The following is a 22,862-nucleotide window of genomic DNA, read 5'->3' on the forward strand; positions in this document are numbered from 1 at the left end:
GAGACGGGACGCAAGAACGGTTATCTTCCATCTGTTGTGAGTTAGACCCATGGCTTTTCAGTCCTTTGACGTCACCACCAATCCGGCCAATGGCGCGCCCCGCGTGGCGAAGCTGCGCGAGAAAATGGCGGCCCTCAGCCTCGACGGTTTTCTGGTGCCGCGCGCCGACGAACATCAGGGCGAATATGTGCCGCCTCATGCTCAGCGCCTCGCCTGGCTGACCGGTTTTACCGGCTCGGCAGGTGCGGCCCTGATCCTGAAGAAATCGGCCTATGTCTTTATCGACGGACGTTACGAATTGCAGGTGCGCGCGCAGACCGACCCGAAAATCTTTTCCTATGAAAGTCTGGTCAGCACGCCGCCATCCGTCTGGCTGGCTGAAAACGGCAAGGGCCTGACTATCGGTTTCGATCCATGGCTCCACACCATTTCCGAAGCCCATGCGCTTCGCGAGGCGCTGGAAAAGCAGGGCGGCACGCTGGTTCCCGTCGAAACCAATCTGGTCGATGCGGTGTGGGACGATCAGCCCGCCGCACCAACCGCTGCCGTGACCATCCAGCCCGCACGGTTTGCCGGTCATGAAGCCGCAGACAAGATCAGGGACATGCAGAAGGCGGTCACTGCCAGCGGTGCCACGGCCACCGTGCTGACGGATCCCTCGTCGGTCGCATGGGTGTTCAACATCCGCGGCAAGGATGTTTCCAACACGCCCCTGCCCTTGAGCTTCGCCATCATTCCGGCCAAGGGCGAACCGGAAATATTCATCGACGAAGCCAAGCTTGCCATTGAGCCCCGCGCTTATCTGACCCAGCTTGCCAAGCTGTCGGCTCCCAGCAATCTGGAAGGCCATCTCAGCGCACGCGCTGCAAAGGGTGAAGCCATTCTGCTCGACCCCGCACTTGCGGCGGAAAAACTGCGCCTAATCGTCACCGGCGCAGGCGGCACTGTGATCGACGGCAAGGACCCTGCCCGCATTCCACGGGCGGTGAAGAACAAGGCCGAGCTTGACGGTTCACGTGCCGCGCATGAGCGCGACGGCGTGGCCATGGTCAATTTCCTGTCCTGGGTCGATGCGCAAAAGCCCGGTACGCTGGATGAAATCGGCGCAGCACAAAAGCTGGAAGAATCACGCGCCAGCGCTGGACGTGATTTCCAGATGCCGCTGGAAGACGTGTCCTTCGACACGATTTCGGGCGCTGGCCCCAATGGCGCGGTAATCCATTATCGCGTCAATACCGATACCAACCGCACGCTACAGGATGGCGAACTTTATCTGGTCGATTCCGGCGCGCAATATCGCGATGGCACCACCGATATCACCCGCACGGTTCCGGTGGGCAAAATCGCGCCTGAAACCATCAAGGCTTTCACACTCGTGCTGAAAGGCGTGATTGCGATCAGCACGGCGCGTTTTCCCGCAGGCACGCGTGGGCAGGATATTGATGTTCTCGCCCGCATCGCGCTGTGGAAGCATGGCTTCGATTATGCCCATGGCACCGGCCATGGCGTCGGCGCTTATCTTTCGGTGCATGAGGGACCGCAGCGGATCGCCAAGACGGGTTCGCAGGAACTTCTGCCGGGTATGATCCTCTCCAACGAGCCGGGCTACTATAAGCCGGGCTCGTTCGGCATTCGTATCGAGAACCTTATCATCGTCACCGAGCCGGAACTGCCGGAAGGCGGTGACATTCCGATGATGGGCTTCGAAACGCTGACTTTCTGCCCGATTGATCGTCGTTTGATCGACAAGGCGCTTTTGACGCAGGAAGAGCTGGACTGGCTCAACAATTACCACGCCCGCGTGCGTACAAAGCTGTCAGGCCATCTGAAGGATGCGGAACGCAAGTGGCTGGAGACCGCCACCGCCCCGCTATAAGTTCAAATGGGGAAAAAATGGCGTAGCGCAATCAATAGCGCTGCGCCAGCAAAGAACATCGTCATCATGCTGACCCGCAAGGACAGGATGACGCAAACGGCCAGCACGAGCAGTTCGCGCCAGCCATGATCGGATGCGGGTGCGGCGACAATCGCCGTCAGCACAGCCGCAGGCACTGCATTCAGCGCCGCTTCCACACGATAATGCAAACGCTCAAAACGCGATAAAACCAGATGCCCGCCAATACGGGTCAGATAGGTGAAGAAGGCTGCGGCAATGATGATCCAGGTCGTGGTATCCATGGGCGTCAAACCTTCGCATTCTGCGGCTTAGCGAGAAGCGCGGCAAGCAACACGCCCCCGGCGGCCCCAAGCGTTACATGCCAGGGCGAACCGACAAATTTATAGGCGGCGATGGCAGAAATCGCGCTGACGACAACCACCTGCCACCAATGCCTGCGATGCCGGAAACTCATCACCATGCCGAGGAAGTAGATCGGCAGCAGGAAGTCGACGCCAATCGCGTAAGGATCGGAAATCAGGTCGCCGAACATCGCGCCAACCCATGTTTCCAGAATCCAGCAAATATAGGTCGTCAGCCCCAGCCCCATATACCACGAGAAGCTGATCTTCTTGCCTGCTTCGCTGCGAATCTCCACCTCCGCATATTGCGGGTCGACCAGCACGAAGAACGCGACGGCCTTCTGCAAGAATGAGAAGTGGCGGATGCGCCGCCCTACTGTCGCGGAATAGAGCACATTGCGGAAATTGACCGCGAAGATGGAGAGAACAATCATCCATGGTGCGATATTCTGCCCGAACAGGTCGAGGCCGACCATCTGGCTGGCGCCGGCATAGAGCGATGCGCTCATAAACACCGCTTCGCCGACGGACAGGCCATTATCGATAGCGACCGCACCGAACAACACGCCGAAAGGTGAACCCGCCAGCACAATCGGCACTGCACGTTTCGCGCCTTCGATAAGCTCGCTGCTCGCAGAGACCTTTGCAGGCCTGAAACCCTGATCCACGGAATCCCCTCCTTCAGCCAAGGAGCCATTAGAGCCTGAATCAAAAAGCGGCATGTGTGTGCGAAAATAGTGATTTTCGAGTACCGGAGCGGAGCGTACTTAAGGTACGTGAGCACCGGAACTTAGAAAATTGCCATTTGCAGCCACACAGGACGACTTTTGGAACAGGCTCTTAGGCAATTCCATGACGTGTTGGAATACGTTTCCGGTAAAAATCATACAAATAGAGACGGTGCGGTCAGTTTATCTGGCCGACGCAACATTTAGGCACCACTCATGCAGATAATTGATGCGGCGATCAATCCGGCTGATCTGGCGGCAGTGTGCCTTCAATCTTTCTGATCCAGTCAACCAGAGGTCGCGCGCGCTCGACAAAGTCAACCAGCCGATCCGCAAGCGCTGCTTCGGTAATGCTGCCCGGATCGATCTCCATGCGCACCGCGAAATGGCGATTGCGAATAGCCCCTACGAGATCGGTTTCCGTCACGCTCTCAAAACCACGCGGAGTGCGCTTCAAACGGTCATTGTCGCTGATCTGCAAACCGTTCTTCTTCAGCTTTGCGACCACGGCGCGATAGTCTTCCGGCTTCTCGGAAATCGCTTTGCGGATGGCCAGCAGAAGCTTCGGTTTTGGCCCCCACCAGGCAACACCGGCATAGCAATCGCGCACGCCGGGCAGACCGATGCAGACATAAAAACAGCCGCTTTCGTCCCATTTGGTACCGGAGCGTGAAAGCAGCGCCGAAAGGTGCCGATTATAGGGCGCTTTGTCCTTGGAAAACCGCGTATCGCGCTTGATGCGGAACTGCGATTTGACGCGGTCGCCCTTGAAGCCAAGCCCCGCTTTTTCAAAGCGGGCACTCAGTTCTTCAATCAGATCGCCAAGCGGCTCTTTCAGGTGTTCCTCAAAGAGATCCTTGTTCTCCACAAACCATTCCCGGTTTTGGTGGAAATCGAGCGCCTTCAAAAATGGAATAGCCTTGTCGCCAAACCCCTTGAACGGTGCCATTCGATCAGCCCTCCCCGACGAGCGTGAACCAGGCGTCTTCATCGATGACTTCGATGCCAAGCTCTGCGGCTTTCCCAAGCTTCGATCCCGCCCCCGGTCCGGCCACCACCAGATCGGTCTTCTTCGACACGGAACCAGCCGTCTTGGCGCCATAGCGCTCCGCCATGGCCTTGGCCTCGTCGCGCGACATGCGTTCGAGACTGCCGGTAAACACCACCGTCTTGCCTTCCACCGGCGAACCGGTCGCGACGCGCGCCGCTTCATCCAGCGGCGTCACTTCCGCAAGCAGGGCGGCCAGTACCTCGCGATTATGTGGCTCGCCGTAAAAATCCACCACCGCTTCGGCGACGATTGCACCAATGCCCTCGACGGCAAGCATGTCCTGCCATGCGTCATTGCCCTTGTCGGCGCGGTCGCCGCCTTTTGGCGGAACGGCTTCCAGCGCCGCCTTTTCAAAAGCAGCGTAAGACAGATAAGCCCGCGCAAAACGCTTGGCATTGACTTCGCCGACATGGCGGATACCGAGGCCGAACAGAAAGCGGCTGAGCGCGATCTCGCGCCGGTCATTGATCGCGTCATAGAGCTTCTTGACCGAAGTGGCGCCAAAACCCTCGATGTTTTCAAGCTTCTTGAGCGGCGATGCAGCCTGTCGCTTTTGCAGCGTGAAAATATCGGCAGGCGATTTGATCTTCAGGTTTTCATCTTCGGCATGGAAGAAGAACTCGACCTGCTTTTCGCCGAGACCCTCAATGTCGAAGGCATTGCGCGACACGAAATGGCGAATACGCTCGACGGCCTGCGCAGCGCAGGTCAGCCCGCCCGTGCAACGATAGACGGCCTCGCCTTCCTCGCGCACGGCATGACTGCCGCACACTGGGCACTGGTGCGGGAATGGAAATGGCACCGCACCGGCGGGCCGCTTTTCCAGCACCACATCGACGATCTGCGGAATGACATCGCCAGCGCGCTGCACGATCACCGTATCGCCGATGCGAATGTCGCGCCCTTCGCGGATCGGCTCGCCCTTCTGGCCGATGCCCTTGATGTAATCCTCGTTATGCAGCGTGGCATTGGTCACCACCACGCCGCCGACGGTGATCGGCTCCAGTCGCGCTACTGGCGTCATCGCACCGGTGCGCCCGACCTGAATATCGATGCCGCGCAGAATGGTGGTTGCCTGTTCCGCCGGGAACTTATGCGCAATCGCCCAGCGCGGGCTGCGCGAGCGGAAACCGAGCCGCGTCTGCAAATCCAGCCGGTCAACCTTATAGACCACGCCATCGATATCGTAGTCGAGATTGGGGCGCTCCAGACCAATGGCGCGGTAATGGGCGATCAGTTCATCGACGCTCGACAGGCGCTTCATCAGCGGATTGACGGGGAAACCCCAACTGCGAAAAGCCTCGACCATGCCAAGCTGCGTATCGGCTGGCATATCGGACATCTCGCCCCAGGCATAAGCGAAGAAGCGGAGCTTGCGGCTTGCTGTCACCTTGGCGTCAAGTTGGCGCAGAGAACCAGCCGCCGTGTTGCGCGGGTTCACATAGGTCTGCTTGCCTTCGGCTTCCATCTGGGCGTTGAGCGCCAGAAAGTCGCTCTTGGCCATATAGACCTCGCCGCGCACTTCCACCACCGATGGCGCGCCCGCCGGGAGCCTGTGCGGGATCTCGCCGATGGTACGGATATTGGCGGTCACGTTTTCGCCCGTCGTACCGTCGCCGCGCGTTGCGCCGCTGACCAGAACACCGTTTTCATAGCGGATCGACATGGAAAGCCCGTCGATCTTCGGCTCGGCGGTAAAGGCGATGGAATTGTCCGGCAATTGCCCCAGAAACCGATAGACGCTGCCGACGAAATCGCGCACGTCCTCGTCCGAAAAGGCATTGTCCAGCGACAGCATGGGCCGCGAATGCACGATAGGTGCAAAAGTCGCCAGCAGAGGCGCTGCGCCCACACGGCGCGAAGGGCTGTCATCGCGCACCAGTTTCGGGAAACGCGCTTCTATGGCCTCATTACGCCGCTTGAGCGCGTCATAATCGGCATCCGAAATCTCCGGCCTGTCATTGGCATGATAAAGCTCATCATGATGAGCAATCGCACGCGCCAGTCGCTCCAGTTCGGCAGCAGCTTCAAGGTCGGTCAGTTTTTCAACGGGAGTTTCGGACATATGCGACAAGCATCCTGGCTATCTGAATCGACCAGAAACATATCCAAGAAAAGTCATTTAGCCTACAGCCGCCTGACTTTACGAACAGAGGATACTGTCAGATAGCTGTCAGGAGGCCAGAGCGCTGTTTTCCGCGAGCAGTCGCTCCGCCGCCGCGCGCGCCTCATCGGTGATGCTGGCACCGGCGAGCATACGGGCGATTTCTTCCTGACGCTCATCCACGCCGATGGACCGGATCGATGTCGACATGCGGTCTTCATGGGTCGCAGATTTGGCAATCAGGAAATGCGTCGATGCACGGGCCGCCACCTGCGGCGCATGGGTGACCGAAAGCACCTGCACCCGCGACGACAGCCGCGCCAGACGTTGGCCGATGGCATCCGCCACGGCACCGCCCACACCCGTATCGATTTCGTCGAAAACCAGCGTCGGCGCGGAACCGCGATCCGCCAGCGCCACCTTCAGCGCCAGAAGAAAACGCGACAGCTCGCCGCCGGAAGCAACCTTCATCATCGGACCGGCGCGCGTGCCCGGATTGGTGCGCACCCAATATTCCACCGTGTCGATACCTTCGGCAGCGCGCGCTTGCGGGTCGGTGATCATCTCCACGAGGAACTCAGCGCGTTCCAGCTTGAGCGCGGGCAGTTCCGCCATGACGGCATCTTTCAGATGCTCCGCGGTATCTCTGCGCCGGGCGGACAATTCCGCCGCCGCCGCGTCATAGGCAGCGCGTGTCTCGGTCGCCTGCGCTTCAAGCTGCACCAGCTTTTCCGCGCCTGCATCCAGCTCGGCTAGATCGGCGTCCATCTTGTCGCGCAGCGCAGGCAAGCCTTCCACAGCGACCGAATATTTGCGCGCAGCCGCACGCAGCGCGAACAGGCGCTCTTCCACCTGTTCCAGCACGCGCGGATCGAAATCGATCTCCCGCATGGCGTGGTCGATGCCGTCCTGCGCCAGAGCCAGACTGTTCAGTGCTTCATCGATGGCTTTGCAGACCGGCTCCAGCAGATGCGGCGCTTCTGGGATTTTACGTTCCAGACGGCGCACCAGACTTGCCAGTGTCGGCACTGGCGAACCATTGCCCGACAGAAGCTCGCCCGCTTCGTTCACATCACCGGCGATCTTTTCAGATTTCATCATCACCGCGCGACGTTCGGCGAGTTCGTCTTCCTCGCCGGGCTGCGGATCAAGCTTGGTCAATTCTTCCACGGAAGAGCGCAGATAGTCACCTTCGCGCTCGGCTGCTTCCACGCGAGCGCGATGACGCGACAAGGCGGTTTCCGCATCGCGCCACGCCTTGTGCCGTTCGCGCACCACGACCGCCTCGGCGTCGAGACCGCCGAAAGCATCCAGCAATGTCCGGTGCAGATCGGTATCGATCAGCGCACGGTCATCATGCTGGCCGTGGATTTCCACCAGCCTGCGACCCAGATCGCGCAACAGTGCAACGCTTGCCGCCTGATCGTTGATGAAGACGCGCGTGCGCCCATCGCCCATCTGGAGGCGACGCAGGATGACGTCGCCGTCATCGTCAAAACCATTTTCGCGAAGGAAAAGTCGGGCCGGATGACCGCCCGGCACATCGAATACCGCCGTCACCTGCCCCTGATCCGCCCCGTGGCGAACCAGTGAAGCGTCGCCACGCGCACCGAGCGCCAGCGACAGCGAATCAAGCAGGATGGATTTACCGGCGCCGGTCTCGCCCGTCAGCACGGACAAGCCGGTCTTGAACTCGATGTCGAGCCTTTCAATCAGGACAATATCGCGGATCGAGAGGTGCGACAGCATGTCGGGCTCAAACTGTTATGAACCGCCGCCCGTGATGAGCGACGAAGCCTTGGCCAGCCATGAGCCACCGTTTTCGCGTGGTTCCAGACCACCGCTCTGCAAGAGCTTGTAGCTGTCCTTGTACCACTGGCTGTCCGGAAAATTCTTGCCGAGGACGGAAGCGGCCATCTGGGCTTCCGAGGTCAGGCCGAGCGCATAATAGGCTTCGACCAGACGCGCCAGCGCTTCTTCCACCTGACGGGTGTTGGAATATTCCTCGACCACGCCGCGGAATCGCTTGATGGCGGCCAGATATTCCTTGCGTTCCAGATAATAGCGGCCGACCTGCATTTCCTTGCCGGCGAGCTGATCGCGGGCGAAGCGGATCTTGGCCTTCGCATCGTCGGTATATTCCGAATCCGGGAAGCGATCGACCACTTCCTGCATCGCGGCGATGGCGCGGCGGCTGGCAGCCTGATCGCGTGTCACGTCCGGAATCTGACGGAAGTAGGAAAGACCGATGATGTAATAGGCGTAAGCCGATTCGGGCGATGTCGGGTAAAGCGTGTTGTAACGCTTCGCCATGCTGATCGCTTCTTCGTAGTTACCCTTGCGGTAATTGGTGAAGGCAGCCATCACGAGCGCCTTGCGTGCCCATTCCGTATAGGGATGCTGGCGGTCGATGGCAGCGAACTTCTTGGAGGCTTCGTCGAGACGGCCTGCATCCAGATTGGCCAGACCTTCATTATAGAGCTTGTCGGCAGGATCGATCGTCTCAACATACTTGGTGAGATCGATATCGTCGTCCTTGCTGGCACAACCGGCGAGCGGGATAAGAACGGCGATAGCGCCAGTCAACAGCGCAGTTTTCGTCACACCCGTGAATTTGAAACTCGTCATGCGGTCTCCGGCCTTCTGGCAGCGTCATTCCTGTTTGAAGCAACGTGCGCGCTTGTAGCATTGCAACCGTGCTTCATCCATCCAAATCATTCAACTTTGGCAAAGATTAAACAATGCCAAGGCTGTTTTGGCCGTCCATAAACCACATGCAGGCGCAATCGTCTAGCTCTACAATCGCCAGATTTTGGCCGAAACACTGTCCGGACGGCTCCTTCGCATCCTGTGAACCGTGAAGATTGGTCCCCTCATCGACCCGCCGCAAAACGGAAGGCGACTCGCATCGCAATGGTGAACCGGCGAACACGGCTCAATTAAGGCCGTGCGCCGGGATCATCCAAATTATTGTGGACGATGCTGCGAGAGGTTTAAAGCGCCCAGGGTGCCGCGATATTCGGCTTCACCGCAACGAAATCCGAGCTCTTCGCATTGCGACGCACACCAGATGCCTCGACGATATCGAAAGCGCTCTTGTCGGCAAGAAGCGCCTTCACCGTCTCTGCGTTCAGGCGATGACCGCTGCGATAGGAACGGAAGCAGCCGATGAACGGCAGACCGGCGAGCGCCAGATCACCCACCGCATCCAGCGTCTTGTGACGTACGAACTCGTCCTTGAAGCGCAGACCACCCGGATTGATGACCGAATTGTCGTCGCCGATGACCAGAGAATTGTCGAGCGATGAACCCAGCGCATGACCGGAGGCCCAAAGACGCTCCACATCCTTCATGAAGCCAAAGGTGCGTGCAGTGGAAATTTCCTTGCGGAACACCGCCTCGTCCATGTCATTGGCAAATTTCTGACGACCGATCAGCGGGCATTCGAAATCGATCTCCACTTCAAACCGCGTGCCGGAGAACGGGCGGAACTCGCCCCAGGAGCCACCGGCTTCCACACGAACCGTCTTGAGAATACGGATGAAACGGCGCTTGGCCTGCTGCGTGACAATGCCCGCCTCATCGAGCGCTTCGATGAAGCGCGCCGAGGTGCCATCAAGAATAGGCACTTCCGGGCCATCAACCTCGACAATCAGATTGTCGATGCCAAGCGCTGCAATAGCGGCCATCAGATGCTCGACCGTATCGATTTTCGCTTCTTTCGGTCCAAGCGAGGTGCACAGGTCAGTCGCGCCGATTTCCGAAACATGGGCACGGATTTCGCGCGCGCTGGTTTTCAGGTCCGAGCGCTGGAAGACAATACCCGTATCCGCATCGGCAGGAAGAAACGTGGCCGAAGCCGGAGCGCCACCATGGACACCCACACCGGAGAGGGTCACCGCACGACCAATTGTCTTCTGATAAGCGCTCAAGACTGTTCCAATCTATTCATAATCAAGAATATACGCGCAGGCGTAAACAGGCCGCACTTGCTCGCTGGCGTACCCTGCTCCCGCAATCGCACATCTAATCCTCAAACGGATTAATCTGTTAGATATGGCAAAATTAGCGGCAGGGAAGACAAAAAGAATCACAACCCCGTGTGAGCCCCAAAACAACCGACCACATATAAAATAGTGAGCCGGAACGTTCGGACAAAATCACGCTTTCTTACGCTCTATTACCATAAAAGCCGTTTTATTCCAGCATTTCCCGCAAAACACAAAAAGCCCACCTGAGACAGGCGGGCTTTCTGAAATTTTATGTCGGTGTTCGATCAGTTCGACTGACGGCGCAGGAAGGCCGGAATTTCGAGCTGGTCGTCTTCCGAAGCTGCACGCGGCTGCGGGCGGCCCTGATCATCGAGCTGGCCACGACGCGGTGCGTAGATCGAGCCGTCCTGCTGCATCGGGCGGCGTTCAGCCGGACGCATGCCGGGTTCGCGATGCTGCGCAGGCTCCAGACGGGCTGCAGGCTGCTCTTCTTCACGACGCGACAGACCGTGGGTCAGGCGCTTGAGAAGGCTCATCGGGCCGCGTGGCTCTTCCTGAGCAGGCTGTGGCTGCTGCGGAGCGCGACGGGCGGCGATTTCAGCCTGTGCAACCGGCGGGAAATCCGAAACGGCTGGCATACGTGGAGCCGGGCGCGGTTCGCGGGCCGGTTCTGCATGCATCTGCTGCGGCTGCTGGTAAGCCTGCGGCTGAGCGGCCTGAGCAGCGTGAGCCTGAGGCATCGGTGCGCGAGCAACCGGTGCGCGTTCGAAGGCTTCCGGTGCAGGTGCCTGGAAAATGCGGCTCTGCGGACGGAAATCAGGCTCTGCGGATGCAGCAGGTGCGGCTGGCGCAGCTGCAATCGGCATATCGACTTCGGCAGACTGGATTGCCTGCGCAATCGGGTCAGCCTGACGCGGCTGTTCAACGACCGGAGGACGCAGAGCGCCATGCGGAGCCATAGGCTTGGCCTGCGAAGTCGGCTGCTTTACTGGCTGGCGAAATTCCAGCGGCGCAGGCGCCGCATCTCCGATCTGCTTGTCGATGCCGGTAGCAACCACGGATACACGAATGACGCCTTCGAGACCTTCGTCGAAGGTTGCGCCGAGGATGATGTTTGCTTCCGGATCGACTTCTTCACGGATACGCGTTGCAGCTTCGTCGACTTCGAACAGGGTCATGTCGCGACCGCCGGTGATCGAAATCAGCAGGCCCTTGGCGCCGCGCATCGAGGTTTCGTCGAGCAGCGGGTTGGCGATGGCAGCTTCGGCAGCAGCCATTGCGCGGCCTTCGCCGGAAGCTTCGCCGGTGCCCATCATCGCCTTGCCCATTTCGCGCATGACAGAGCGAACGTCAGCAAAGTCGAGGTTGATGAGGCCTTCCTTGACCATCAGATCGGTGATGCAGGCAACACCCGAATAGAGCACCTGATCGGCCATCGCGAAAGCGTCGGCGAAGGTGGTCTTGTCATTGGCAATGCGGAAGAGGTTCTGGTTCGGAATGACGATAAGCGTATCGACGTTCTTCTGCAGTTCTTCGATGCCGAGATCGGCCGTCTTCATGCGGCGCGCACCTTCGAAATGGAAAGGCTTGGTCACGACGCCGACGGTCAGGATACCGCGTTCACGTGCTGCGCGGGCAACAACTGGAGCTGCACCGGTGCCGGTGCCGCCACCCATGCCTGCGGTGACGAAGCACATATGCGTGCCATTGAGGTGATCGACGATTTCGTCGATGCATTCTTCAGCAGCGGCACGACCGACTTCGGGCTGGGAACCTGCGCCGAGACCTTCCGTCACGGCAGCGCCGAGCTGGATGATGCGGTCGGACTTCGACATGGTCAAAGCCTGCGCGTCGGTGTTGGCCACAACAAAATCCACACCGCGAAGACCGGCATTGATCATGTTGTTGACTGCATTGCCGCCGCCACCGCCGACACCGAAAACGGTGATGCGGGGCTTCAGCTCGGTGATGTCCGGCTTTTGCAGATTGATAGTCATTGGTCCTTGTTCCTCTTAAAGCCCGTCACCGCTTTTCGCCGCTGCGGTGCTGATTGGTTGTTACCCAGATGGTCACGTCCCGGAAAATTCGACTGTTCACTCAAAGATCGGTTACTCAGAAACTCTCCCTCAGCCATTGGCTGACACGTTGAATGCGCCCACCCGTACCGGTCATAAGACCGGAGGAAGCTGCTTTTACCGACCGTTCTTCTATCCCGGCCACCTGCGGGTAGATCAGAAGTCCGACGGTCGCGGCAAAAGCTGCCCCCTTAGCCGCCTCAGGCAATCCCGCTATTCCTAGAGGACGCCCGATTCGTACATTTCTTGCAAGGATTCGTCTGGCGGCCTCCGGCATGCCCGGCAATTGGCTTGCGCCGCCGGTCAAAACCACACGCTTGCCGACAATGTGTCCGAGACCCGACTGGTTCAGCCTGTCGCGAACCAGTTCCAGCGTTTCTTCCACTCTTGCACGGATAATCCGCGTCAAAACCGACCGCGGATACTGATTGGGTACATCACGCTCGTCGTCGCCAATCGGCGAGACGGAGATGAGATCGCGGTCGTCGGCAGCGCTTGGCAGCGCCGAGCCATACATGACCTTCAGGCGTTCGGCGTCTTCCATGCGAGTGGAGAAACCGCGCGCCACGTCCATCGTGACGTGATTGCCGCCGATGGCAACTGCATCGGCGTGAATGAATTTGCCTTCGGAGAAGACAGAAATCGTCGTGGTGCCGCCACCCATGTCGATGCAGGCCGCACCCATTTCGGCTTCATCGCCGACCAGAGCAGACAGACCGCTTGCATAAGGCGTCGCAACAATGGCCTCGACCGACAGATGGCAGCGATTGATGCAAAGTTCGAGATTGCGCAGCGGAGCGGCATCAGCCGTCAGCACATGCATGTCGACGCCGAGGCTGTCGCCCAGCATGCCCTGCGGGTCGCGAACGCCGCGCTCGCCATCGAGCGTGTAGCCGATCGGCAGCGAGTGAACGAGGTGACGTTCAGCGGCCAGAGCCTGTTTCGCGCCAGCTGCGAGAACGCGGCGAATATCGGTCTGTTCGACTTCATGACCGCCGAGATTGACGCTAGCGGTGAAGGTTTCGCTCTTGAGGCGGCCGGCCGAAATATTCACGATCAGGCTATCGACGGTCAGACCGGCCATGCGTTCTGCGGCATCGACGGCGAGACGGATGGATTGTTCGGCAGCATCGAGATCGATGATCACGCCGGACTTCACGCCACGCGAACGCTGATGACCGATGCCCAGCACTTCCATGCGGTGCGTGCGGCCTGGCAGAAGCGCGCCGCCTTCATGCGGACGCAACCTTGCGATGACGCAGGACACCTTGCTTGAGCCAACATCCAGAACCGTGAGCAGGCGCACTTTGCGCCCTGCAGTTCCGCCTTGAGATGATCCCTTACCGCCCAGAATACTCATACGCGCTTCCCCGTGCGGGCCAATTCTTTCTTACGCTCCGCCAGGAACTTCTGGCGCTGTTCCATACCGCTTGCCGTCAGCTGAACGGTTACACGATCATCCAGACGAAGATCGACCGCCATGATATCGCGGGTGAGAAGTTGCTTTTCCTCATCGAGTTTCTGGATTTGTGCGAGCGCTTTCAGCGGATCTTCCGCCGGGAGCATGATGCGCACGCCATTGTCCAGAAGAAGGTCCCAGCGACGGTCAGCGACGCGGATATAAGCGCGAACTTTGCCAGCCAGCGCCGGATAGTTTGCGACCTCGTCGACAAAGCCCTTAACGACCTTTTCAGCGCCGTCGCCAACCACAAGCGGCAGCGTGTTGTAACGCCCGGCGCGGAAAGGCACGATGGTGTCGCCTTCGGCATCGATCAGCGACAATTCCTTGTCGTTCTGCCAGATGGCGAAGGCCTGACGTTCATGCAACGCAACCTGAACCGTACCCGGATAAACCTTGCGCACTTCGGCGCTCTGCACCCATGGAAGCTGTGCGATGGCGGCGCGCGCTTCTTCAGCGTTCAGGCCGACCAGCGAAGTTTCGCCATCAAGGTTAAGCTGCCCAAGAATATCGATATCGGAGGTCTCGTGATTGCCGACGACCTTGACATCCTCGATGGCGAAACCGAGCGTCGAGGCCGTAGCCTTCACCACATCCTGCGAGTGACCGCCAACAACCATGCCGTAAATGCCGGTGGCGCCGAGGAAGCCCAGCATGCCAATGGTTCCGGCATGACGTGGAATGCTGACATTGCCCTGAAACAGACGGGCGGCAAAGCGAAACGGCTTGCGCAGAAAGCGCGGCAGGACGAATGCGACATTCATCGCCGATGCGTCTCGCATCGCGCCCGAGCGCCTATATCCATCATTTCTGCCGTTCAACGCAAACAAGACGCGTCCTCCACCATCCAACTCAACAATTCACCGAAAGAGATACCAGCCGCTTTGGCGATATCAGGCACGAGCGAGGTGGGCGTCATCCCCGGTTGGGTGTTAACTTCCAACCAGATAACTTCGCCTTCTTCTGAAAAACGATCATCGAAACGGAAGTCCGACCGGCTTACGCCCCGACACCCGATTGCCCGATGCGCCGTAAGGGCCATTGTTTGTATTTTTTGGTAAATATTTGGTAAAATTTTTGCCGGACACACGTGAGTTGATGCCCCTGCAACATATTTTGAATCATAATCGTAGAACTGATGACCGACCGGAACGATCTCGCAGACATCCATGGCGCGGTCGCCCATCACGGCGCAGGTCAATTCACGGCCAGCGATGTAGCTTTCAACCAGAACTTCGTCGCCATATTTCCAGTCCGCAGAGCCGATGATTTGCGGCGGATGGGTCTGGTCTTCCTTGACGATCACAACGCCAAAGCTTGAACCTTCACGCACCGGCTTGACCACATAAGGCGGCTCCATCGGGTGTTCGGAACCGATATCGAAACGGTTCATCAGACGCGACGGCGCGACGGCCACGCCAGCCGCCGCAGCAACCTTCTTGGCGCGATCCTTGTCCATGGCGAGCGCCGAAGCGAGAACGCCGGAATGGGTGTAGGGAATCTGGAGATATTCAAGGATGCCCTGAATGGCGCCATCCTCACCGAATGGGCCATGCAGCGCATTGAAGGCGACATCAGGCTTCAGCTCGGCGAGAACACTGGCAACATTGCGATCCACATCGATGCGGGTCACACGGTAGCCGCGCTCTTCCAGGGTCGCCGAACAGGCCGCGCCGGACGACAGGCTGACAGGACGCTCGGAGGAGAACCCACCCATCAAAACGGCGACGTGTTTTCCCGTCATGTGAAGCATCCCCTCTGCGCAATCCCCTGCGCGGTGAATCAAGAACAGAGTCTGAGTCATCCGGCGGCACAGGCCGCAGACGCCCACGGCAGGAAAATCCTGCCGAATCAAATCACTGTGTGGTTAACCATAAAGAATCAGAGGATTGATTCCGTGACAAGACCCTATCAAAAGGGACGAACCTTACGCGTCGCTTGCGAAGGCAAAAAAGCCCGGATTTTCAGGCAGAAAATCCGGGCAATTTTTTTATTAAACTTTGCCGAGAAACTCTTCTACGCGCGCGCCGTCGCGGAACAAACCGAGACGTTTGATCTCCCAGTGGAGGCGAATCCCTGACGACTCAAAAACTTTTGCGCGAACTGTCTCGCCCAAAGTCTCCAGATCATGCCCGGTCGCGGTGCCGGTATTGATCATGAAATTGCAGTGCATCTCCGACATCTGGGCGCCGCCGACACGCAGTCCACGGCAGCCCGCCTTGTCGATTTCCTTCCAGGCAGACGTGCCTTCAGGATTCTTGAAAGTTGAGCCGCCAGTTTTTTCGCGCACAGGCTGCACCGTCTCACGGTGATGCTGCACCTCGTCCATGGCGCGCTGGATATCCTCGCGGTCACCCGGAACGCCCTCGAACAGCGCCGAGGTGAAGATCAGCTCCGGCGATACCGAAGAATGGCGATAGGCATAGCCCATATCGGCATTCGAAAGCACATGCAGTTCGCCCTTACGGTCGAGCGCCCGCACCTCCACGACACGCTCGCGCGTTTCCACACCGTTGGCGCCCGCATTCATGCGTAACGCCCCGCCGATCCCACCAGGAATGCCGTGGTAGAAATGGAAGCCCGAAAGGCCCGCTTCCAGCGCCGCCGCTGCCACGCGCTTGTCTGGTGTCGCTGTACCTGCCCTGAGCTGCGTCTCGGAAACGCGTTCGACCTCGCCAAACCCCTTTGCGGAAAGCCTGACGACAAAGCCGGGAACGCCCCCGTCACGCACGAGCAGATTGGAGCCGATACCAACCACGAGGATCGGTATTTCTTCCGGCACTGCCTTCAGGAAATTCGACAGGTCTTCCTCGTCGGCGGGCTGGAACAGAACCTGTGCCGGTCCACCGGCACGAAACCAGGTGATCTTGTCCATGCCCGTATCGGGCGTCAGACGCCCGCGCAGGCCCGACAGCTTGCCGTCAAGCTTCTTCAGAAGCGCCTCGCCGCTTTCCATCGGGTGATAGTCCATTACTTCTTACCCTGTTCGGCGAGTTCCTTGGGCAGCGCATAGGCCCATTGCGTGATATTGCCCGCGCCGAGGCAGACGACAAAGTCGCCCGGCTGCGCGATGGAGGCAACGAGCGGGGCCAGAGCTTCCGGCCCGCTGGCGTAGCGCGCATCGCGATGACCCGCCGTCTTGATGCGGCTGACAAGCGTTTCGGAGTTCACGCCTTCGATAGGGTCTTCGCCCGCCGTATAGACCGGCGTGACGATGACCGTGTCGGCATCGTTGAAGCATGCGGCAAATTCGTCGAACAGGCTGTGCAGGCGGGTGTAGCGGTGTGGCTGCACAATGGCGATCACGCGACCACCTGCCTGAGTTGTTGCGTCGCGTGCGGCTTTCAGCACCGCGCGGATTTCCACCGGGTGATGGCCATAATCGTCGAAAATCTCGACGCCGTTCCACGAACCCGTATGGGTGAAGCGGCGCTTCACGCCACCGAATGAACCAAGGCCGCGACGGATATCGTCAGCGGAAATGCCCAGTTCATGCGCGACCGCGATCGCCGCCGTGGCGTTGGAAACATTGTGCAGGCCCGGCATCGGAAGGCGCAGATCCTTGATCTCGACGGCATCGCCCTTGCGCGAACGGATCACCACATCGAACAGGTTCGCAGCGCCTTCCATGCGCTGATTAACAAAACGCACTTCCGCCTGCGGGTTCTGGCCATAGGTGATGATGCGGCGATCCTCGATGCGGCCCACAAGCGCCTGCACTTCCGGATGATCGAGGCACATGACGCCAAAACCGTAGAACGGCACATTCTCGACGAACTGCGCGAAAGCGGCGCGCACATTGTCGAAATTGCCGTAATGGTCGAGATGTTCCGGGTCGATATTGGTCACAACCGCGATATCGGCGGGCAGCTTGAGGAAGGTGCCGTCGCTTTCGTCGGCTTCCACCACCATCCAGTCGCCGTCGCCCATGCGGGCATTGGTGCCATAGGCATTGATGATACCGCCATTGATAACGGTCGGATCGAGATGCCCTGCATCCAGAAGCGCTGCCACCATGGAAGTGGTGGTCGTCTTGCCATGCGTGCCGCCAATGGCAACAGCGCGGCGGAAGCGCATCAGCTCGGCCAGCATTTCGGCGCGGCGCACGATGGGCAGCAGCTTTTCGCGGGCAGCGGCCAGTTCCGGGTTGGTCTTCTTGATTGCGGTCGAAACGACGATGACTTCCGCATCGCCGAGATTCTCTGCCTTGTGGCCGACGAAAACCTCGATGCCCTTCTCGCGCAGACGCTGCACATTGGCGCTGTCCGACTGATCCGAGCCTTGGACCTTGTATCCGAGATTATGCAGCACCTCGGCGATGCCACTCATGCCGATGCCGCCAATTCCGATGAAATGGACGAGCCCGATGTTCAGCGGCATTTTCATGGCCGAGTTCCTTCTTTGAATTCGTGAACTGATTTGCCAGTTGCAATAGCCTCTGCCAGATCGGCAAGCAACCGCGCAGCATCCGGCTTGCCGACGCTTTTTGCAGCTTTTGCCTGATTTTCGAGCCTTTCCGGCTCATTCATCGCCGATTGCAGGATTTGCGCGAGGCGTTCAGGCGAAAGCTCCGCCTGTCGCACGACCTCTCCGCCGCCTGCACGGCTAAGTGCTTCGGCATTGGCCGCCTGATCGTGATCAAGCGCATGGGGGAATGGCACCAGAATGGCCGGACGACCGATCACCGTTATTTCCGAAACCGTCGATGCGCCGGAGCGCGAAATCACGAAATGCGCATCCGCCATGCGTGCGGGCATATCGTTGAAGAACGGGGCCACATCGGCTGGAATGCCAAGCTTCTTGTAGGCCTCGCGCACGGAAGCTTCGTCTTCCTTGCGCGCCTGCTGGGTGATCAGAAGTCGCGCGCGTTCCTTCTCGGGCAGAAGAGCAACAGCAGCCGGTATCGCGTTTGAGAAGAACTGCGCACCCTGACTGCCGCCGAAAACCAAAAGACGAAACCGCTCGTCCGGCTTTGCGGGCTTGTAAGGCGTGGCGGCTGCCGCCAACACAGGCGGGCGCACCGGATTGCCGGTCGTGACCGTTTTGTCGGCAAAGGCACCGCCTGTTTCCGGCAGAAACCCGCCTGCAATCGCCTTGACGCGCCCCGCAAGGCCTTTGTTGGCGCGGCCCATCACGGCGTTCTGTTCATGCACCAGCGTCGGAATATGCATATTGCTGGCCGCATAAAGCGGCGGCAAGGTCGGGTAACCGCCGAAACCAGCGACAAGCTGCGGCTTCAAGCGGCGGAACAATTTGCGTGAATCGAGATTGCCCTGCCACAGCGACCAGAATGTTTTGAGCAGCGCAATCGGATTGCGGCCCGCAATGGTCGCGGAACGGATCACATGCACATGGCTTTCATCGAAAGCGCCTGCAAAACGCTGCGCCCGGGCATCGGTCGCCAGATGTACATCCCAGCCGCGAGACTTCAGTTCATGCGCCAGCGCTTCCGCCGGAAAAAGATGGCCGCCCGTTCCCCCGGCGGCCAATACGATAACACCTTTAGCCATCAATCCCTCACAGCGCCGGAATGCGTTCGCCCCGATTTGACCCGATATGCCCAACCGTGTGCGTCATGCGCGCTTCCGGGCGGCGACGGGTGAGCGCCAGCAAAATGCCCATGGTGATGGCAATCGCCACCAGCGACGAGCCGCCATAGGAAATGAACGGCAGCGTCATGCCTTTTGCGGGCATCAGGTGCAGGTTCACCGCCATGTTGATGATCGACTGGAAGCCGAACAGGATCACGATGCCAGACACGGCAAGACGCGTAAACGCATCGCGTTCCTTGAGCGCGATGGAAAGCCCACGCACCACGATGAAGGCAAATAGCAGCATGATGATCATGCACAGGATGATGCCATATTCTTCCGCAGCCACGGAGAAGATGAAGTCGGTGTGGCTGTCGGGGATGATGCGCTTGACGGTGCCTTCGCCCGGCCCCTGCCCGAACCAGCCGCCGCGCAGAATGGCTTCGCGTCCGGCATCGACCTGGAACGTATCGCCCTCGCCCGTCATGAAGCGGTTGATACGACCGGCCACGTGGTCGAACACGAAATAAGCGCTAAAGCCGCCGCAAACCGCAAGCCCGCCCAGAACCAGAATCCAGAACATCGGCAGTCCGGCGAGGAAGAACATCGCGCCCCATGTGCCGGTGGTCAGCATGGTCTGGCCCAGATCGGGCTGCAACACCAGAAGACCGGCAACCGTGCAGAACAGCATCATGGCGAGGAAATAGCCCGGCATGTCGCCGCCACGTTCGCGCTCGGAGAAAAGCCATGCGCAGACGACCACGAAAGCGGGCTTCATGAATTCGGATGGCTGGATGGAAATACCCGCCAGATTGACCCAGCGGCGCGCACCCTTGACTTCGATACCGAAGAAGAGCGCCGCAACCATCAGCACCATGGAAATAGCGAGCAGGATCAGCGCGAAACGCCTGATCTGCCGTGGGGAGAAGAACGACACGCCCACCATGACGATGACGGCGGGGATCATGAAGATGGTCTGACGCTCGACGAAATGGAAACTGTCGAGACCGATGCGCGACGCCACAGCCGGGCTTGCCGCAAAGGACAGGAGAATGCCAAGCCCCATCAGGGCAAGGCAGGCTACGAGAAAGAAGCGGTCTATTGTCCACCACCAGTTGGCGACAGGACCGCGATCGACACGGCTTACCATCAGCTTTCTCCTCCAATTGGCATGATACCGGGAAGGGCCAATACGGCGCTGCGGAAGGCATCGCCGCGTTTTTCAAAATTCTGGAACTGATCGAAGCTGGCGCAGGCTGGCGAAAGCAGCACCACCGGCTCTGCGGCTGCATCATTGCCCGCATCGCGCGCGGCGTGATCGACGGCCACGGCCAGCGTATCGGAAATTTCGAACGGCACGCTGTCGCCCAGCGTAGCAGCAAACTGCGCCGCCGCTTCGCCGATCAGATAGGCCTTGGCGATACGCGGGAAGAACCCGCCGAGCGACTCGATACCGCCTGCTTTCGGCACGCCGCCAGCGATCCAGTAGATGTTCCGCGGAAAGGACGACAGCGCCGGTGCGGTCGCATCGGCATTGGTCGCCTTGGAATCATTGACGAACAGCACCTTGCCGCGCCGCCCCACCTGCTCCATGCGGTGCGCCAGACCCGGAAAGCTTTTCAGACCGGCGCGAATTTCATCGAGCGACAGGCCGACAGCGAGGCAGGCCGCCACGGCTGCGAGCGCGTTCTGCGCATTATGCGCGCCGCGCAGCGAACCGACCCCGGCGAGCGAGGCCAGTTCCTCATTCTTGCCATCGGTGGCATGAATCAAGGTCGGACCATCAGCGAAATAGCCATTGTCGAGGTGCTTTTCCTTGGAAATCCGCGCAACATTGACGCCGTTCGCCGCCAGATTTTCAGCAATCGCCGTGCAGTAAAGATCATCAACGCCGATAATCGCGGTGCCGCTGGCCGCAACCAGCCGCGCCTTGATGGCCGCATAGTTTTCCATCGTGCCGTGACGGTCGAGGTGATCCGGCGTCAGGTTCAGCAAAATTCCGGCAGTCGGATTCAGCGAGGGTGCCAGATCGATCTGGTAGGACGAGCATTCAACCACATAGAAACGGTTGGCCGCTGGCGAGTCCAGCGTGAGGATTGCCGTGCCGATATTGCCGCCGAGTTGCATGTCGCGGCCCGACGCCTTGATGATATGGGCGATCAGCGCGGTGGTGGTCGATTTGCCGTTGGTGCCGGTAATGGCGATGAACGGGCAATCGGGTGCGATATGATTGCGCTCGCGCACGAAAAGCTCCACATCGCCGATAATTTCGACGCCTGCCGCATGGGCAAGATCGACCGTCCAATGGGGCTTCGGATGGGTCAGCGGAACACCCGGCGAAAGCACAAAGGCGGCGAACTGCGACCAGTCCGCCTGCCTCAGATCGCCGGTTGCAATGCCTGTGCCTTGCGCGCGCGCGACACTGTCGGGATTATCGTCCCAGGCAATGATCTTCGCCCCTCCGGCCACGATGGCCTTGGCTGTGGCGATGCCCGACCCGCCCAATCCGAAGAGGGCGACGGTCTTGTCTTTAAGGGCGGTGATCGGGATCATTCTTCTTGCCTGTCGATACTGGTCTTGTGACTATCTGAGCTTGAGGGTGGAAAGGCCGATCATTGCGAGAATGATGGCGATGATCCAGAACCGGATCACGACCTGGCTCTCGGTCCAGCCCTTCTTTTCAAAATGGTGGTGAATTGGCGCCATGAGGAAGACGCGCTTGCCGGTCAGCTTGAAAGAGCCAACCTGAATGATCACCGACAGCGCTTCCATCACGAACAGTCCGCCGATGATGGCGAGCACGATTTCATGCTTGGTCGCAACGGCCACGGTGCCGAGCATGCCGCCCAGCGCCAGCGAACCCGTATCGCCCATGAAGATAGCGGCAGGCGGCGCATTGAACCACAGGAAGCCAAGACCAGCGCCAATGACCGCGCCTAAGACCACGGCAAGTTCACCCGTGCCCGGCACGAAATGGATTTGCAGATAATCTGCGAAGATCGCATTACCGGAAAGATAGGCGATGAAGCCGAAGGAAGCTGCAGCAACCATGACCGGCACGATGGCCAGACCGTCGAGACCGTCGGTCAGGTTCACGGCATTACCCGCGCCGACCATCACGAAGGCGGCGAACGGGATGAAGAACCAGCTCAGATTGATGACGAACTGCTTGGCGAATGGGAAGGTCAGCGAGGAGGAGAAAGGCTCCTGCCCGGCGCGCATGATGACGAAGGCGGCAATCGCTGCGATCAGGAACTCGATGCCCAGACGCGCCTTGCCGGAAAAGCCCTTGTCGGACTGCTTCGTCACCTTGAGATAGTCGTCATAGAAACCGATGGCACCGAAGCCCACGGTGACCAGCAGCACCACCCAGACATAGACGCTGGAGAGATTGGCCCACAACATGCACGAAATGAGAATGCCGGTCATGATCATCAGACCGCCCATGGTGGGCGTACCGGCTTTCTTGAAATGGGTCTGCGGGCCGTCGGCGCGGATCGGCTGCCCCTTCCCCTGACGCACGCGCAACGAGTTGATGATCGTCGGGCCGAACAGGAACACGATCAGCGCCGAGGTAATCATCGCGCCGCCAGTGCGGAAGGTGATGTAGCGGAACACGTTGAGCGGTGTCATGTGTTCAGCGAAGAAGGTGAGAAGCATCAGCATGTGGAGAAAATTCCCTCG

18 protein-coding genes are annotated in these 22,862 nt (G+C 59.4%); 1 reads left to right on the top strand and 17 read right to left on the bottom strand.

Annotation, left to right across the window (positions count from 1 at the left end):
- Window positions 1-49 precede the first annotated feature (49 nt).
- Window positions 50-1,876, top strand: coding sequence for an aminopeptidase P family protein (locus FIC94_RS05075; protein WP_140024175.1), 1,827 nt, complete (start codon window positions 50-52; stop codon window positions 1,874-1,876).
- Between the two features lie 2 nt (window positions 1,877-1,878).
- On the opposite strand, the gene FIC94_RS05080 is transcribed toward FIC94_RS05075, so the two are convergent.
- The 17 genes from FIC94_RS05080 to mraY form a co-directional block, all read right to left on the bottom strand.
- Complete coding sequence (locus FIC94_RS05080; protein WP_121536386.1) at window positions 1,879-2,178, bottom strand: AzlD family protein; 300 nt, start codon at window positions 2,176-2,178, stop codon at window positions 1,879-1,881.
- Window positions 2,179-2,183: 5 nt separating this feature from the next.
- A complete protein-coding gene (locus tag FIC94_RS05085; RefSeq protein WP_109369401.1) occupies window positions 2,184-2,906 on the bottom strand; it encodes an AzlC family ABC transporter permease in 723 nt (240 codons plus the stop codon).
- 298 nt (window positions 2,907-3,204) lie between these two features.
- A complete protein-coding gene (locus tag FIC94_RS05090) occupies window positions 3,205-3,915 on the bottom strand; it encodes a DUF2461 domain-containing protein (protein WP_140024176.1) in 711 nt (236 codons plus the stop codon).
- 4 nt (window positions 3,916-3,919) lie between these two features.
- A complete protein-coding gene (ligA, locus tag FIC94_RS05095) occupies window positions 3,920-6,082 on the bottom strand; it encodes an NAD-dependent DNA ligase LigA (protein ID WP_140024177.1) in 2,163 nt (720 codons plus the stop codon).
- A 108-nt stretch (window positions 6,083-6,190) separates the two neighbouring features.
- The gene (recN, locus tag FIC94_RS05100) at window positions 6,191-7,870 is read right to left on the bottom strand and encodes a DNA repair protein RecN (RefSeq protein WP_140024178.1); all 1,680 of its coding nucleotides are present in this window, start codon (window positions 7,868-7,870) and stop codon (window positions 6,191-6,193) included.
- Between the two features lie 15 nt (window positions 7,871-7,885).
- On the bottom strand, window positions 7,886-8,749 hold the full coding sequence (locus FIC94_RS05105; protein WP_109369405.1) for an outer membrane protein assembly factor BamD: 864 nt from the start codon (window positions 8,747-8,749) through the stop codon (window positions 7,886-7,888).
- Between the two features lie 365 nt (window positions 8,750-9,114).
- Window positions 9,115-10,053: a UDP-3-O-acyl-N-acetylglucosamine deacetylase gene (lpxC, locus tag FIC94_RS05110; RefSeq protein WP_121536396.1), complete on the bottom strand. Its 939-nt coding sequence runs from the start codon at window positions 10,051-10,053 to the stop codon at window positions 9,115-9,117.
- Between the two features lie 344 nt (window positions 10,054-10,397).
- A complete protein-coding gene (ftsZ, locus tag FIC94_RS05115; RefSeq protein ID WP_109369407.1) occupies window positions 10,398-12,110 on the bottom strand; it encodes a cell division protein FtsZ in 1,713 nt (570 codons plus the stop codon).
- A 115-nt stretch (window positions 12,111-12,225) separates the two neighbouring features.
- The gene (gene ftsA, locus FIC94_RS05120; RefSeq protein WP_109369408.1) at window positions 12,226-13,548 is read right to left on the bottom strand and encodes a cell division protein FtsA; all 1,323 of its coding nucleotides are present in this window, start codon (window positions 13,546-13,548) and stop codon (window positions 12,226-12,228) included.
- On the bottom strand, window positions 13,545-14,477 hold the full coding sequence (locus tag FIC94_RS05125) for a cell division protein FtsQ/DivIB (protein WP_109369409.1): 933 nt from the start codon (window positions 14,475-14,477) through the stop codon (window positions 13,545-13,547). Before FIC94_RS05125 ends, ftsA begins: the two co-directional genes overlap by 4 nt.
- Complete coding sequence (locus FIC94_RS05130) at window positions 14,465-15,391, bottom strand: D-alanine--D-alanine ligase (RefSeq protein WP_109370263.1); 927 nt, start codon at window positions 15,389-15,391, stop codon at window positions 14,465-14,467. The genes FIC94_RS05125 and FIC94_RS05130 overlap by 13 nt, the downstream gene beginning before the upstream one ends.
- Before the next feature lie 249 nt (window positions 15,392-15,640).
- Complete coding sequence (murB, locus tag FIC94_RS05135) at window positions 15,641-16,603, bottom strand: UDP-N-acetylmuramate dehydrogenase (RefSeq protein WP_140024355.1); 963 nt, start codon at window positions 16,601-16,603, stop codon at window positions 15,641-15,643.
- Between the two features lie 14 nt (window positions 16,604-16,617).
- A complete protein-coding gene (murC, locus tag FIC94_RS05140; protein ID WP_140024179.1) occupies window positions 16,618-18,033 on the bottom strand; it encodes a UDP-N-acetylmuramate--L-alanine ligase in 1,416 nt (471 codons plus the stop codon).
- The gene (murG, locus tag FIC94_RS05145) at window positions 18,030-19,157 is read right to left on the bottom strand and encodes an undecaprenyldiphospho-muramoylpentapeptide beta-N-acetylglucosaminyltransferase (RefSeq protein WP_140024180.1); all 1,128 of its coding nucleotides are present in this window, start codon (window positions 19,155-19,157) and stop codon (window positions 18,030-18,032) included. Before murG ends, murC begins: the two co-directional genes overlap by 4 nt.
- Window positions 19,158-19,164: 7 nt before the next feature.
- Window positions 19,165-20,328, bottom strand: coding sequence for a putative lipid II flippase FtsW (gene ftsW / locus FIC94_RS05150; protein WP_109369412.1), 1,164 nt, complete (start codon window positions 20,326-20,328; stop codon window positions 19,165-19,167).
- The gene (murD, locus tag FIC94_RS05155; RefSeq protein ID WP_121536404.1) at window positions 20,328-21,731 is read right to left on the bottom strand and encodes a UDP-N-acetylmuramoyl-L-alanine--D-glutamate ligase; all 1,404 of its coding nucleotides are present in this window, start codon (window positions 21,729-21,731) and stop codon (window positions 20,328-20,330) included. Before murD ends, ftsW begins: the two co-directional genes overlap by 1 nt.
- Window positions 21,732-21,761: 30 nt before the next feature.
- Window positions 21,762-22,844 (bottom strand): phospho-N-acetylmuramoyl-pentapeptide-transferase, encoded by a 1,083-nt coding sequence (gene mraY / locus FIC94_RS05160; RefSeq protein ID WP_109369414.1) that lies wholly within the window; start codon window positions 22,842-22,844, stop codon window positions 21,762-21,764.
- Between the last annotated feature and the right edge of the window lie 18 nt (window positions 22,845-22,862).

Source organism: Ochrobactrum teleogrylli (assembly GCF_006376685.1).
GTDB classification, from domain to species: Bacteria; Pseudomonadota; Alphaproteobacteria; order Rhizobiales; family Rhizobiaceae; genus Brucella; species Brucella teleogrylli.